At 71.9% G+C, this 13,702-nt stretch carries 10 protein-coding genes; 5 read left to right on the top strand and 5 right to left on the bottom strand.

What is annotated here, in order from left to right:
• The first annotated feature begins 116 nt into the window (after nt 1–116).
• A complete protein-coding gene (locus tag Q9S36_RS09905) occupies nt 117–761 on the top strand; it encodes a helix-turn-helix domain-containing protein (protein WP_311284967.1) in 645 nt (214 codons plus the stop codon).
• Between the two features lie 4 nt (nt 762–765).
• Here Q9S36_RS09905 and Q9S36_RS09900 read toward each other — a convergent pair whose 3' ends face one another.
• The 3 genes from Q9S36_RS09900 to Q9S36_RS09890 form a co-directional block, all read right to left on the bottom strand.
• Nucleotides 766–2,427, bottom strand: a complete 1,662-nt coding sequence (locus Q9S36_RS09900) for an alpha-amylase family protein (RefSeq protein ID WP_311284966.1) — start codon at nt 2,425–2,427, stop codon at nt 766–768.
• Nucleotides 2,424–3,389: a TIGR03885 family FMN-dependent LLM class oxidoreductase gene (locus tag Q9S36_RS09895; RefSeq protein WP_311284965.1), complete on the bottom strand. Its 966-nt coding sequence runs from the start codon at nt 3,387–3,389 to the stop codon at nt 2,424–2,426. The genes Q9S36_RS09900 and Q9S36_RS09895 overlap by 4 nt, the downstream gene beginning before the upstream one ends.
• Nucleotides 3,390–3,450: 61 nt before the next feature.
• Nucleotides 3,451–4,497: an o-succinylbenzoate synthase gene (locus Q9S36_RS09890; protein WP_396653738.1), complete on the bottom strand. Its 1,047-nt coding sequence runs from the start codon at nt 4,495–4,497 to the stop codon at nt 3,451–3,453.
• A 47-nt stretch (nt 4,498–4,544) separates the two neighbouring features.
• Here Q9S36_RS09890 and Q9S36_RS09885 point away from each other — a divergent pair, with 47 nt between their 5' ends.
• The 4 genes from Q9S36_RS09885 to metH all read left to right on the top strand — a co-directional run bounded on the left by Q9S36_RS09885 (nt 4,545) and on the right by metH (nt 10,391).
• On the top strand, nt 4,545–4,880 hold the full coding sequence (locus tag Q9S36_RS09885; RefSeq protein WP_311284963.1) for a helix-turn-helix transcriptional regulator: 336 nt from the start codon (nt 4,545–4,547) through the stop codon (nt 4,878–4,880).
• Between the two features lies 1 nt (nt 4,881).
• Nucleotides 4,882–5,856: a permease prefix domain 1-containing protein gene (locus Q9S36_RS09880; protein ID WP_311284962.1), complete on the top strand. Its 975-nt coding sequence runs from the start codon at nt 4,882–4,884 to the stop codon at nt 5,854–5,856.
• 39 nt (nt 5,857–5,895) lie between these two features.
• Nucleotides 5,896–6,696, top strand: a complete 801-nt coding sequence (locus Q9S36_RS09875) for an LLM class F420-dependent oxidoreductase (protein ID WP_311284961.1) — start codon at nt 5,896–5,898, stop codon at nt 6,694–6,696.
• Between the two features lie 62 nt (nt 6,697–6,758).
• The gene (gene metH / locus Q9S36_RS09870; RefSeq protein WP_311284960.1) at nt 6,759–10,391 is read left to right on the top strand and encodes a methionine synthase; all 3,633 of its coding nucleotides are present in this window, start codon (nt 6,759–6,761) and stop codon (nt 10,389–10,391) included.
• 10 nt (nt 10,392–10,401) lie between these two features.
• Here the strand turns inward: metH and Q9S36_RS09865 are convergent, their stop codons facing one another.
• Complete coding sequence (locus tag Q9S36_RS09865; RefSeq protein WP_311284959.1) at nt 10,402–10,815, bottom strand: glucose-6-phosphate dehydrogenase; 414 nt, start codon at nt 10,813–10,815, stop codon at nt 10,402–10,404.
• A 13-nt stretch (nt 10,816–10,828) separates the two neighbouring features.
• Nucleotides 10,829–13,702 carry an ATP-binding cassette domain-containing protein gene (locus Q9S36_RS09860; RefSeq protein WP_311284958.1) on the bottom strand — a complete coding sequence of 958 codons (2,874 nt, stop codon included), beginning with the start codon at nt 13,700–13,702 and terminating at the stop codon, nt 10,829–10,831.

Genomic DNA, 13,702 nt, shown 5'->3' with positions numbered 1-13,702 from the left:
ATCCGCGGCTACGAGAAATCGATACAGCGCTGTATCGGATACACCTGTGTATCGTAGGCCGGATCGCGCATCGAAGACTGAGTGCTGCGTGTGAAGATGAGCCCGGAGGTGATTGCATGGCGGATCCGTCGGCGACCCCGTCGAGACGACGCGAGGCGACGCGGCAGAAGCTCTTGGACGCCGCCGCCCTCGTCTTCGCCGAGGTCGGCCTGGCCGCCGCGTCGGTCGAGGCGGTGTGCGAGCGCGCGGGGTTCACGCGCGGTGCCTTCTACTCCAACTTCGAGACGAAGGAGGAGCTGTTCCTCGAGCTCGCCGCCCAGGTCGCCCGCTCCCGCGTGGCGACGGTGCGGGAGCGGGTCGCCGATCTCGAGCGCGACGGCGCGTTCAGCCGTGTTCCCCCGCATCCGCTCGAGATCATCCAGCAGGCGATCGACGTCTCCGCGGACGATCGGCTGGGCGTCCTGCTCATGAGCGAGATCCGCATCCACGCGCTGCGCACCCCCGCGGTCGCCGCGGCCTTCCTCGCCCAGGATGACGAGATGCGGCACAGCGTCGCGCAGATCATCGACGACATCGCCCGTGCGAAGGTCATCTCGTTCCGCCTGCCGGCCGCCGAGGCCGCCGCCCTCATGCTCACCGTGTGGGAGGGGGCGTCCGTGCGCGGCGTGATGGCGGGACTCGACGACGCCGAGCTGCGTCAGCGCACCGATGAGGAGCTGGCGCGCGTCGCCGAGCTCCTCATCGATGCCCCGTCTGCGTGAGTCCTCAGCCGACGCGGCCGTCGCCCGGGCGCCGCACCCGCAGCCACAGGTGGCCGTAGGCGGGCACGTCGAACGAGACCCGGCCCTTGCCGTCAAGGTCGAAGCTGCCGGTGCTGAGCAGGTCGGAGAGCACCGCCCCCTCGGGCTCGTCGCCGAGCGTGAGCGTGATGGTCGTGGGGACGTCGGTGAAGTTGTGCACCGCGACGAACCGCCCCACATCGGCGCTCAGGGAGTGGGCGAGGACCCCGGGTGCCTCGTGCTCGAGCAGCGAGAACCGGCCCCATCCGATCTCGGGCGAGATCCGGTAGCGCGCGGTGAGGGTCCGGATGAACTGCAGCAGCGACTCGTCGTCCTCGAGCTGCGAGGCGACATTGACGTGCTGGGGGGCGTATCCGTCGCCGGGCGGGGCCGCGGCCAGGCGCGAGGGGGCGGCATCCGAGAATCCGCCGTTGCGCTCGTCGCTCCACTGCATGGGCGTGCGGACCGCCATCCGTGCGTGGAGGTCGCCGTTCTCGCCCATGCCGATCTCTTCGCCGTAGAACAGCACGGGCACCCCGGGGAGCGAGAACAGCAGGCTGTAGACCATGCGGATGCGCCGGGGATCTCCGCCGAGCATCGGGGGGAGCCTGCGGACGATCCCGCGGCCGTAGACGCGCTGGCTCTCTTCGGGAGCGAAGGCCTCGAAGACCTCATCGCGCTCGGCATCGCTCAGCTTGTCGAGCGTGAGCTCGTCGTGGTTGCGCACGAAGTTGGCCCACTGCGCCTCGTCGGGGATCGCCGGACGCGCGGTGAGCGCCTTCGCCAGGGGCGCCGGATCGGAGCGGGCGAGCGAGAGGTAGAGCGACTGCATGCCGACGAAGTCGAACTGCATGGTCAGCTCGTAGCCCGCCCCGGTCCCGAAGTACTCCAGCTGCTCTCGGTAGGGAAGATTCACCTCGCCCAGGAGGACGGCCTCGCTGGAGCGGCGCTGGAGGAACCTGCGGAGGTCTCGAAGGAACTCGTGCGGATCACCGATGTCCTCCCCTTCCTGCACCTCGAGCAGGAAGGGGACCGCATCCACCCGGAAGCCCGAGATGCCCAGCTGAAGCCAGAACCCGATCGTCTTGGCGATCTCGTCCCGCACGCGCGGGTTGACGATGTTGAGGTCGGGCTGGTGCGAGTAGAAGCTGTGCAGGTAGTACTGCCCGCTCTTCTCGTCCTTCTCCCAGAGCGTCGCCTCTTCGCCGGGGAAGACGGCGTTGACGTTGTTCGCCGGCGGCTCGTCCCGCCAGACGTAGAAGTCCCGGTAGGGCGAGGTGCGGGAACGGGTCGCCGAGACGAACCACGGATGCTTGTCGGAGGTGTGGTTCACCACGAGGTCGACGATCACGCGCATACCGCGGTCCTTCGCGGTGCGGATCACCTCCACCAGATCGCCGTGGGTGCCCAGGCGCGGGTCCACACCGTAGAAGTCCGTGACGTCGTACCCGTCGTCGCGGTCCATGGTCGGGTAGAACGGCATGAGCCACAGGCAGGTCACGCCGAGGTCGGCGAGGTAGTCGATGCGCTTTCCGAGCCCGGCCAGATCGCCGGTGCCGTCGCCGTTCGAGTCGAGGTACGTCTCGACGTCGAGGCAGTAGACGACGGCGGTCTTCCACCACAGGTCGCTGGTGTCGGTGATCTTCACAGCGCGGCCCTCAATGCGGGCAGCAGCGCGGATCCGGCGGCATCCAGGAAGGGCTGCTGCTCCTTGCCGACGTGGTGCAGGAACACGCGGTCGAACCCGAGCGCGACCCGCTCGGCGATCCGCTCCGCGAGCGCCGTCGGGTCGTGGTCGACCAGCACCGCCTCGCGCAGCTGCTTCTCGTCGGGGTCGGCGGTGGCGGCGTCGAAGTCCTCGGGCTGCTCGAAGTCCCACGCGCGCGGCGGGCCGATGAGGCCGTTGCGCCACTGATCGCGTGTGACGGCGAAGGCCTCGGCGTCCGTCTCGCCGAGGCTGACGTGCACCTGCAGGACGCAGGGTCCGGTGCCGCCGGCGTCGCGGTAGGCGCCGACCACCTTGCGCAGCGCCTCGACCGGCTGGGCGACCGTGGCCAGGCCGTCGACCTTGCCGGCGAGCCATCCCGCGGTCTCGGAGCTGACCGCCGTGCCCAGCAGGGGCGGCGGCGTCTCGGGGCGCGACCACACGCGGGCGCGGTGGACCCGCACGGTCCCGTCGAAGTCGACCTCCTCACCGGCCAGGAGCCGGCGGATGATCGTCAGGGAGTCCTCGAGTCGGGCGTTGCGCTCGCTCTTGGGCGGCCAGGGGTCGCCGGTGATGTGCTCGTTCATCGCCTCGCCGCTGCCGAGCGCCGCCCAGAACCGTCCCGGGAACATCTCCTCGAGCGTCGCGATCGCCTGCGCGATGATCACGGGGTGATATCGCTGCCCGGGCGCGTTGACGACGCCGATCGGGAACGAGGTGCGGGCGAGGGCGGCGCCGAGCCACGACCAGGCGAACCCGGACTCGCCCTGTCGCACCCCCCACGGGGCCAGGTGGTCGGAGCACATCGCGCCGTCGAAGCCGGCGCGCTCTGCGCCGGTGACGCAGCGCAGCAGCGTGCTGGGCGGAAGTTGCTCGTGCGAGGCGTGGTATCCGATGAAGACCATGCCCCGAGTGTGGTTCGCGCGCGCGTCCGCGGCAAGCACTTGCGCGCCGCTGGGGGGTGGCCTATGTACGCGTGTGCTCGAGGTGCGCCAGGCATCGCCGGATGCGCGCCAGCCACCAGTCCCGGCGCTCCGCGCCGGCCGCATGCGCGTGCAGCAGCGAGGGATCGGCGTCCACGCGCCCGACGGTGAGCGTGCCGCCGCGAGGGGCGAGGGGGGATGCCGCGACGTCGGCCGTGAAGAGGGCGGCCGTGCCCAGCCCGCAGTCGTAGTCGAGATCGGGCAGCGCCGCGGCGAGCGCGACACCCATCGCGAGGCCGACCGAGGTGTCGAGGGCGCTCGAGACGACGGCGGGCAGGCCGCTGGCCGCGACGATCTCGAGTGCGCGGCGCACGCCGCCGAGCGGCTGGACCTTGACGACGATGAGGTCCGCCGCGCCCGCGCGCGCCACCGCGAGCGGGTCGGCGGCCTTGCGGATGCTCTCGTCGGCGGCGATGGGGATGCCCAGGTGCGCGATCCGCGATCGCAGCTGGGCCATCTCGTCGATGTCGGCGCAGGGCTGCTCCACGTACTCGAGGTCGTACTCCTCCATCGCGCGGACGGCGTGCTCGGCCTCATCGAGGTTCCACGCGCCGTTGGCGTCGATGCGCACCCGACCTTCGGCGCCCATGGCCTCCCGCACCGCCCGGACGCGCGCGACGTCGTCCGCGAGCGTCTGCCCGGGCTCGGCGACCTTCACCTTCGCCGTGCGGCAGCCGTCGAACCGGGCGAGGACGTCGGCGACCGCCGAGGCGGGCACCGCGGGCACCGTCGCGTTGACCCCCACCGTGTCGCGCAGCGGCGCCGGCTGCGGCATCCACCCGTAGTCGAGGGCTGCGGCCAGCCACGTGGCCGCCTCGGGGTCGTCGTACTCGAGGAAGGGTGAGAACTCCGTCCAGCCGGCCGGACCCTCGATGATCGCGGCCTCTCGCACCTCGATCCCGCGGAACCGGGTCGCCAGCGGGAGCGAGACCACGTGGACGCGGTCGCGCAGGTCGTCGAAGGAGGGGAGCGGGACGGACGTGTCGGTGTGCACGGCTCCATCCTGTCGCGTGGAGTGTGACGGCACCATCGATGTGTGGTTGCCAATAGTGTGTGACGCACAGTACAGTGTTACGCATGAGCGAGACGGAAGCGCTGGACACGCACCTCCAGGAGCTGAGGCGGGGGACCGTCGTCCTGGCCTGCCTGCGCCTGCTGGAGGCGCCCGGCTACGGGTACGGGCTGCTGGAAGACCTGCAGTCCCGCGGCTTCGACACCGACGCCAACACGCTGTATCCCCTGCTGCGGCGCCTCGAGAAGCAGGGACACCTCACGAGCGAGTGGAACACCGACGAGGCGCGACCTCGCAAGTTCTACCGCACGAGTGCCGCCGGACGACGGCTGGCGGCCGCCCTCACCATCGACTTCCAGGCGATCGCGGCAGCGGTCGCCGACCTTCCCGACGGGAGCTGACATGACCTCCACCACCCTCACCGATCGCTACGTCGACGCCGCCATGCGGACCGTGCCCGAGTCCCAGCGGCCCGATCTCGCCGCCGAGCTGCGGGGTTCCATCGACGATCAGATCGACGCACGCGTCGCCGCCGGGGAGGACCGCTCCGCGGCGGAGCGCGCGGTGCTCACCGAGCTGGGCGACCCCGACGCCCTGGCGGCGCAGTACACCGGGCGCCCCCTCTACCTCGTCGGCCCGCAGCACTACCTGGACTGGTGGCGGCTGGTGACGCTGCTGCTCGGAATCGTCGTGCCGCTGGCCGCCTTCGCGATCGCGCTCGGCCAGGCGCTGTCGGGAGCCGACCTCGGCGGCATCATCGGATCCGCCGTCGCCGGCGCCTTCGGCGTCGCGGTGAACATCGTCTTCTGGGTCACGCTCGTCTTCGCGATCGTCGAGCGCGCCGGCGCCGCGACGGCGGACGGGAAGACCCGCGGGCTGAAGCTGCGCTCCGGGTGGACCCCCGATCAGCTGCCCGAGCCCCGCCAGCAGGGCACGGGGGTCTCTGAGGTCGTCGGCGGTGTCCTCGCCGTCTTCGCCGCGGCCGCCGTGCTGCTGTGGGATCGTTTCGTCGGGTTCGCTCCCGGGATCCCCGTCTCGTTCTTCGACCCCGGCATCTGGCCGGCGGGGGTGGCCTACGCCCTCATCGTGCTCGCGATCGACGCCGTCCTGCTCGTGATCGTCCACGTGATGCGTCGATGGACGGTGGCGCTGGCCGTGACGGACGTCATCCTCACGGTTGCTCTCGTGGTACCGGTGCTGGTGCTGCTGTCGCAGGGCCGCCTGATCAACACCGCGTTCTTCCCCGCCGTGCTCCCCTCCGGGGGTGAGGACATCACCCAGATCGTCACCGTGGCGTTCGGGTTCGTCTTCGCCGCGATCGCGGTGTGGGAGATCGTCGACGCGATCCGCAGGGCGCGACACGGGGCCCGGCGGTGACGACCCTCGCCCCTCCGGCTCCTCCCTAGGCTGGGTGCCATGCTTCTCGACACTCCCGTACGCCTCGGCGTGCAGATCCAGCCCCAGCACGTGACCTACCCCCAGATCCGCGACGCGGTGCTCACCCTCGAAGACCTCGGTGTGGACATCCTCTTGAACTGGGACCACTTCTTCCCCCTCACCGGCGACCCCGAGGGTCTGCACTTCGAGTCGTGGACGATGCTCGGGGCCTGGGCGGAGCAGACCGAGCGGGTGGAGTTCGGCGCTCTGGTGAACTGCAACAGCTACCGCAACGCCGACCTGCAGGCCGACATGGCCCGCACCATCGACCACATCTCGGCGCGCGGCGGCGACACGGGCCGGTTCATCTTCGGCACCGGCTCGGGCTGGTTCGAGCGCGACTACGACGCGTACGGCTACGAGTTCGGCACCGCCGGCTCGCGGCTCGACGACCTGGCCGAGGGCCTCAAGCGCATCGAGGCGCGATGGGAGGCGCTCAACCCGGCGCCGACCCGGCGCATCCCCGTCATGATCGGCGGCAAGGGCGAGAAGAAGACGCTCCGCCTGGTCGCCCGGCACGCCGACATCTGGCACAGCTTCGTCATGCCCGACGAGCTGCCCGCCAAGCTCGAGGTCATCCAGCGCTGGGCCGAGACCGAGCAGCGCGACACCGCGAACCTCGTGATCTCGAACGAGCTGCACCGCCGGGACGAGGAGATCGCCGATGGTCTCTACGCCGGCGGGACGCGGATGTTCACCCTCGGCTTCCCGGGGCCCGACTTCGACTACGACCTCGTGCGCCGCTGGCTGGCCTGGCGGGACGCCAAGAACGGATCGTGAACCGCGTCGCCGCATGACGACGCCCGACAGGGCCGGACACCCGCGCGACTAGAATCGCGCAGGTGCCCGGCCCTGTCTCCGCCCCCCGGTTCGCCCTCGACATCGAGGGCGTTCCGCGCCCTGCGCGCTCGCAGGCGCTGCTGGACGCCGTCAACACGCGCGTCGTCATCGCCGACGGTGCCATGGGCACGATGCTGCAGCGCCACGAGCCGACGCTGGAGGACTACCAGCAGCTCGAGGGCTGCAACGAGATCCTCAACGTCAGCCGCCCCGACATGATCGCGGCGATCCACGACGCCTACCTCGAGGTGGGGATCGACGCCGTCGAGACGAACACGTTCGGCGCCAACTGGTCGAACCTGTCGGACTACGACATCGACGATCGGATCCACGAGCTCGCCGCCGCCGGTGCCCGCATCGCCCGCGAGCGGGTCGAGGCGGCCGAAGCCGCCGACGGGCGCATGCGGTGGGTGCTCGGCTCGATGGGCCCCGGCACGAAACTCCCGAGCCTCGGCCACACCACCTACGACCACCTCAAGCAGACCTTCGCGCTGCAGGCCGAAGGCCTCATCGACGGGGGCGCCGATGCGTTCCTCGTCGAGACCTCGCAGGATCTGCTGCAGACCAAGGCCGCCGTCAACGGCTGCAAGCAGGCGATCGTGGCCCGCGGCATCCGGCTGCCCATCTTCGTCGAGGTCACCGTCGAGACCACCGGCACGATGCTCATGGGAAGCGAGATCGGCGCCGCCCTCACGACGCTCGAGCCCCTCGGCGTCGATGCGATCGGGCTCAACTGCGCGACCGGACCGGCCGAGATGAGCGAGCACCTGCGGCACCTCTCCAAGCACTCCTCGGTGGCGATCGCCTGCATGCCCAACGCGGGGCTGCCCGTTCTGACCGCCGACGGCGCCCACTATCCGCTGTCGCCGGCCGAGCTCGCCACGGCGCACGAGCAGTTCGTCCGCGAGTTCGGGCTGGGACTCATCGGCGGATGCTGCGGCACCACGCCCGAGCACCTGGCGGCCGTGGTCGAGCGACTGGGCGGCAGCGGCCGGACGGGCACGCCCCGGCATCCGGTCACCGAGCCGGGCGTCGCGAGCCTCTACCAGCACGTGCCGTTCGACCAGGACACCGCTTACCTCGCGATCGGGGAGCGCACCAACGCCAACGGGTCGAAGGCGTTCCGCGAGGCCATGCTCGAGGGGCGCTGGGACGACTGCGTCGAGATCGCCCGGGGCCAGATCCGCGTCGGCGCGCACCTGCTCGACGTGTGCGTCGACTACGTCGGGCGGGACGGCGTGGCCGACATCCGCGAGGTCGTCTCGCGTTTCGCGAGCGCGTCGACACTGCCGCTGGTGATCGACTCCACCGAGCCGGCCGTCATCCAGGCCGGGCTCGAGCTCATCGGCGGGCGCCCGGTGGTCAACTCCGTCAACTTCGAGGACGGCGACGGCCCCGACAGCCGGTACGGCCGCATCATGCCCCTGGTGAAGGAGCACGGTGCCGCCGTCATCGCCCTGACGATCGACGAGCAGGGGCAGGCCCGCACCGGTGACGACAAGGTGCGGATCGCCTCGCGGCTCGTGGATGCGCTCGTGGGGGACTGGGGCATGCGGGTCGAGGACATCATCGTCGACGCGCTCACCTTCCCCATCGCGACCGGCCAGGAGGAGACCCGCCGCGACGCCATCGAGACGATCGATGCGATCCGGCGTCTCAACGAGAAGTACCCGGGCATCCACACCACCCTCGGCGTCTCGAACGTCTCGTTCGGGCTCAACCCCGCAGCCCGGAGCGTGCTGAACTCGGTCTTCCTGCACGAGGCGACCCAGGCGGGACTGGATTCCGGCATCATCGACGCGGCCAAGATCGTGCCGCTGGCCTCGATCCCCGACGAACAGCGTCAGGTCGCCCTCGATCTCGTGTGGGATCGACGCGCCTACGACGATGAAGGCAACCTCACCTACGACCCGCTGGCCCGGATGCTGGACATCTTCGCCGGCGTCGACACCGCGGCCCTGCGCGACCAGCGCGCCGCCGAGCTCGCGGCCCTTCCTGTCGGCGAGCGACTCGAGCGGCGCATCATCGACGGCGAGTCCAAAGGTCTCGAGGCCGATCTCGACCTCGCCCGCGAGGGCGGTCTCACGGCGCTCGCGATCATCAACGACCATCTGCTCGAGGGCATGAAGGTCGTCGGCGAGCGGTTCGGATCGGGGCAGATGCAGCTGCCGTTCGTGCTGCAGTCCGCCGAGGTCATGAAGACCGCCGTCGCCCTGCTCGAGCCGTACATGGAGAAGACGAGCGCGTCGGGCAAGGGCACGATCGTGCTGGCCACCGTGCGCGGCGACGTGCACGACATCGGCAAGAACCTGGTCGACATCATCCTCACCAACAACGGCTACGACGTGATCAACCTCGGGATCAAGCAGCCGATCACCGACATCATCGCCGCCGCGGAGGAGCACGATGCCGACGTGATCGGCATGTCGGGGCTGCTGGTGAAGTCGACCGTCGTGATGAAGGAGAATCTGCAGGAGCTCACCTCACGGGGCCTCGGCACGCGCTGGCCGGTGATCCTCGGAGGCGCGGCCCTCACCCGCGCCTACGTCGAGGACGACCTCGCGAGCCTGTTCGACGGCGAGGTGCGCTACGCCCGCGACGCCTTCGAGGGACTCGCGCTCATGGAGCCGCTGGTCAAGATCGCCCGCGGCGCCGATCCGGTCTCGGTGGGACTGCCCGAACTGAAGAAGCGTCGGCACGCGACGGGCTCCAAGCTCACCCTCACCGAACCCGAGGCGATGCCCGCACGCTCGGACGCGGCATCCGACAACCCGATTCCGGCGCCCCCGTTCTGGGGCACCCGGATCGTGAGGGGGATCGCCCTGGCGGACTACGCCGCCTTCCTCGACGAGCGCGCGACGTTCATGGGGCAGTGGGGTCTCAAGCCCGGACGCGGCGAGGACGGCGCCACCTACGAGCAGCTCGTCGAGCGCGAGGGTCGGCCGCGGCTGCGGTACTGGCTCGACCGCATCCTGTCCGAGGGGATGCTGGACGCATCCGTCGCGTACGGCTACTTCCCGGTGGTGAGCGAGGGCGACGACGTCGTGGTGCTGCACCACGGCGACGACCCGGCCGGTGCGCTGGGCACGACGGGCCTCCTCGCCCCCGACGGCGGATCCGGCGGAGCCGTCGGATCGGACCGGCTGCGCTTCCACTTCCCGCGGCAGCGACGCGACCGTCACCTGTGCCTGGCGGACTTCGTACGCTCCCGCGAGTCCGGACAGGTCGATGTGATGCCGGTGCAGCTGGTCACCGCGGGTGCCCGTATCGACGGCGTCACCGCGAAGCTCTTCGCGGAGGACCGCTACCGCGACTACTACGAGCTCAACGGGCTCGTGATGCAGCTGACCGAGGCTCTCGCGGAGTTCTGGCACGCCCGCATCCGCGCCGAGCTCGGCTTCGCCGACGAGGACCCGCGCGATGTCGCCGGGCTGTTCAAGCTCGAGTACCGGGGCGCGAGGTTCTCCCTCGGCTACCCGGCATGCCCCGACATGGAGGACCGTCGCAAGGTCGTCGAACTGCTGCGCCCGGAGCGGATGGGCGTCGAGCTCAGCGACGAGCTGCAGCTGCACCCGGAGCAGTCCACCGACGCGTTCGTCTTCCACCACCCCGAGGCGAAGTACTTCTCGGTCTGAGACGGGAGCGTCAGCCGACGCGCTCGCCGCACATGCCGCAGATGCCGGTGGAGGGCACCTCGACGAAGCACGTCGGGCACACCGCCCGGGGGCGGTCTGCGGAGGGAGTCGGCCGGGGCGTCCGGGTCGTGGCGGCGCGCGCCGTCGGAGACCGTCGAGCGCGGGGTGCGTCACCGGGGCGTACGACGGACTCGGGCTCGCGGGCGGGCGCGGGCCGATGCTCCAGGCAGTAGAACCGCACGAAACCCGCGGGATTCTTCGGGTGCGGATGCTTGACCGCCCACAGGTCGGTGCGCTCCAGCACGGGTGCGTCGGACGGGCACGAGGCGCAGCGCGTCGGCTCACCCGGCATCACCTCGGACACCAGCACCGGGGTGCCGAAGGGCAGTCCGTCGCGCCAGTCCGAGGACGTGGTGATCTTCATCCCCTCAAGCTTGTCACGTCCTGGTCGCGTGCGGCACCGCACCGTGGGCGGAGGCGGCGGTGGCGGCATCCGCTCCCGGGGGCGCGGGGAGGACGGGCTTCGCACGGCGCAGGGCGGCGAGCACGGCGCGACCGACCAGAGCGAGCCCGATGATCGTCGTGAGCGCCCGCAAGGCGTCCCACGACGCCGTCGATGTGACGAGGGAGTAGATCAGGAAGCTCGCGAGGTTCTGCCCGAGCGGAGCGCCCGGCTCGTACGAGATGGCGGTTCCGCTCCCGACCGCGAACGGCCAGAACCAGAGGTTCATCACCAGGCCGAAGGCGAACGCGGCGACCAGGCCGTACCCGGCGAGCATCGCGACCTCGCCGCGGCCCGTCACCCGTCGGGGGAGGAGTCCGGCGCCGGCGCCCACCCACGCGCACGCGAACATCTGGAAGGGCGTCCAGGGGCCGATTCCGCCCCACACCATCGACGACAGGGCGATCGTCAGGAGCCCGAGCAGCAGGCCGAAACGGGCGCCGAAGGCCCGGCCGGCGAGGATCAGCAGGATGAACACGGCCTCCACCCCGCCGACCCCCGTGCCGACGATGCGGACGGCGGCGCCGATCGCGGCGAGGGTGCCCAGCAGCGCGAGGGTGTGGGCGGACCGGACGCTGCCGTCGAGGGCGGCGAGCACGACCAGCGCCGCGAGCGGTGCGAGCGCGAGCGAGGCGGCGGGGACGGCGGCCTGCGCCTGATCCGGGACTGCGGTGGCCACCAGTGGCCACGCGAACGCCGCCAGCGCCACGAGGTTGGCTGCGGCGAGCGCAAGGAGGGTCGTGCGACCGAGCTGGGTTGCCCCTGCCCGGGTGAGCGGATGCCCGCGCCGCAGTCGTTCGTGATGCGGAGCCGCGGTCGCGGGCCGGGAAGGGATCGCGGGCCGGCGGGCGGTCGCGGCGGGTGCGGCCTCTGGCCGTGGCCCGGGGGCCTCCTGTGCCAGCACGCCCGCGACCATCGTCAGCACGCGGGCGCCGAGACCGGCGGCGAAATCCCGGTCGTGAGTGGCGAGCACCACCGCCACCCCCTCCGCCGCGAGCCCGCGGAGGGTGTCCGCCACGAGCGCCCGTGCGGCGGGGTCGAGACCGCGCGTGGGCTCGTCGATCATCAGCACGCGGGGCCCGCCCGCCAGCTGCAGGGCGATCGCGAGGCACCGTCGCTCGCCGACCGAGAGGTCGCGCGGATGCCGCTCCGTGGCCGTCGCCGGGTGCTCGCCCGATCCGCCGAGGAACTCCCGCCAGCGGCGCGCGGTCGTTCCGCGGACGAGTCCGTGCCGACGGTCGGCGCGGGCGCACTCGGCCGCAACGGTGTCGCACACGAACAGGTCGTCCGACGCGTCGGGAACGAGGGCGATGCGTCGAGCCTTACGCCGCGGCGACCCGCCGACCACGACCGCTGCCCCCTTCGCCGGGAGCGCCATCGCCGTCAGCAGGCTCGACTTGCCCGCTCCGTTCGGCCCGACGACCGCCACGACCTCGCCGCGAGCGACCGAGAGCGAGGCCCCGCGGACGGCGGGGCGCGACCCGTGCGAAACCGAGAGGGCGGTGACGTGCAGGGCGGGCGGGTCTGCGACCGGCCGCACCTCGGGCTCCGGCTCGACGGCCTGCCCGGGGTCGGCGGGCCCGGTGTCGGAGGCGTGCGTGAGCGTGCCGTCACGGAGCACCCCGTCGCCGATCTCGACGACGCGGTCGGCGACCGCCGCCAGCTCGGCGACGCGGTGCTCGGCCGCGACCACGCACACGCCGGCGTCATGGGCGAGCGCGTCCAGCAGGCCCACGATGCGCGCCCGCATGTCGGGATCGAGGTCGGCCAGCGGCTCGTCGACCAGCAGCAGGATCGGATGGTCCACGACCGCCGCGGCGACGGCCACGAGGAGCGCCTCGCCCGCCGACAGCGTCGCGGTGCCGCGCTCCAGCAGATGTCGGATGCCCACGCGCTCCGCGACCTCCGCCACGCGCGCGGCGACGATCACCGGGGCGACGCCCCGCAGCTCGAGCGTCAGCCCGATCTCGTCGCCGACGCGTGCGGCGGCGAACCCGTCCCGCGGATGCTGCAGCACCACCCCCACCAGCCGAGCGGTGTCGCGCGGCGGGACCGCGCCCCGGTCGTGGCCCACCACGCGGAGCGTGCCGGTCGCCGTTCCGCCGTCGAGGTGCTGGTGGAGGCCCGCGAGCGCGCGCAGCAGCGTCGACTTGCCCGAGCCGGTCGCGCCGGCGACGACCGTGAGCGTGCCGGGAGCCAGAACGAGGTCCGCCACGCGCAGCGTGGGCGGCGCCCGGTGGGCGTGCTGCAGCGCGACGCCCCGCAGCTCGACCGGCGACAGGCACGCCCCGTCCACGGGGCGGCCGCCCATGCCCCGCAGCTCGAGCGCCGCGGCGAGGGCGGTCGCCTTCTCGAGCGTGCGCTCCAGCACGGGCGACAGCAGCCGTGCCGAGCCGCGCTCGCCGCGCAGCCGCTGCGCTCGCCGCACCGCGCGCACCGCATCGGCGAGGGCGGGCAGCGCCGCCCACGCGACGGCGAGCGTCCGCGCCGCTCCGCGAAGCGGTCCGCGCCTGCCGCCGCGAGCCAACAGCCTGGGCAGGTCGACGACGACGTTCAGCAGTCCGAACACGAGGATGGTCGCGGCGATCGGCACAGCGCTCGTCGCGGCATCCGCAAGACCGTCGGCGGTGACCCGACCGAAGAGCACGACATGCGCGAACGGCGCGGGCAGGCGCAGCTCCGGCAGCGTCCACAGGGGGGTCCCCGAGCCGTCTGCGCCGTGGAAGACCACCCGGTAGACGACGCGGACCGCCACGAACCCGGCGGCCAGAGCCACCGCGGCGCGAAGCGGTCCGAGCCGGGAGGTCAT

It is taken from the genome of Microbacterium sp. ARD31 (assembly GCF_031844425.1).
Note: the sequence above shows the minus strand (reverse complement) of the source record. Positions and strands in the feature narration are given on the sequence as shown.